Source organism: Polynucleobacter sp. 35-46-11, from assembly GCF_002281105.1.
Map to the genome: position 1 here is coordinate 1 of NZ_NCFJ01000641.1, position 1,270 is coordinate 1,270.

General features: G+C 46.6%; 1 protein-coding gene. It reads right to left on the reverse strand.

All coding sequences use genetic code 11. The features are described 5' to 3' along the window. Positions 1-87: 87 nt before the first annotated feature. Positions 88-1,270: NADH-quinone oxidoreductase subunit NuoF (gene nuoF / locus B7Y67_RS18395; RefSeq protein ID WP_293599872.1), on the reverse strand; the 1,183-nt coding region annotated here is incomplete at its 5' end.

Consider the following 1,270-nt stretch of genomic DNA (forward strand, 5'->3'; position numbering starts at 1 on the left):
ACCATCGAACCTTGCGGAACTTCTACTGCCTTACCATCTAATTCGATTTCAACCATGCTCACTTTAAGATGTCCCGTGCTCAATGTCTTATAAAGGTTTTGCAGAATCTAAGCAGCGCTTATGTTCTACGTGATACGCAAATTCATCCATGTAATGCTTCAACATGCCACGAACTGGCATAGCAGCCGCATCACCCAAGGCGCAAATCGTGCGACCCTGAATGTTTGCTGCTACATCATTTAATAAATCCAAATCTTCTGGACGACCTTCACCGTGCTCAATACGATGCACAATGCGCCACAACCAACCAGTACCCTCGCGACATGGAGTGCACTGACCGCAAGATTCTTCGTGATAGAAATAAGACAAGCGCTCTAAGGCACGAACCATACAGCGGGTTTCATTCATTACGATGACTGCACCAGATCCCAGCATGGACCCTGCTTTTGCAATACTGTCGTAGTCCATTGTGAGAGTCATCATCTCGGCACCCGGAATTACTGGGGAAGAAGATCCACCAGGAATAACTGCCTTCAATGGAATACCGTCACGCATACCACCAGCAAGTTTCAATAATTCAGCAAATGGGGTCCCTAGTGGGATCTCATAATTGCCTGGATAAGTCACATCGCCAGAGATAGAGAAAATCTTTGTACCGCCGTTATTAGGCTTGCCTAAGTCTAAATAAGCCTGGCCACCAATTGCCATAATGAATGGCACAGCAGCAAAAGTTTCAGTGTTATTAATTGTGGTTGGCTTGCCGTACAAACCAAAGCTTGCAGGGAATGGAGGCTTAAAGCGTGGCTGACCCTTCTTACCTTCAAGCGACTCTAAAAGCGCAGTCTCTTCACCACAGATATATGCACCCCAACCTGGAGCAGCATGCAATTGGAAGTTGAAATCACTTCCCATGATTTTGTCGCCGAGATATCCAGCAGCACGGGCTTCTTCAAGCGCCTCTTCGAAGCGCTCATAGACTGCAAAAATTTCACCGTGGATATAGTTATAACCCACAGAGATGCCCATAGTGTAGGCACCAATAATCATGCCCTCAATCAAGGCATGCGGGTTGTAACGCATGATGTCGCGGTCTTTAAAAGTACCAGGCTCACCTTCGTCACTATTACAAACTAAATATTTTTGACCGGGAAATTGACGGGGCATGAAGCTCCACTTCAATCCCGTTGGGAAACCTGCGCCTCCACGACCACGCAAAGATGATGCCTTTAGTTCAGCAATAATTGCATCTGGTGCGATTTTGTCGTTGATG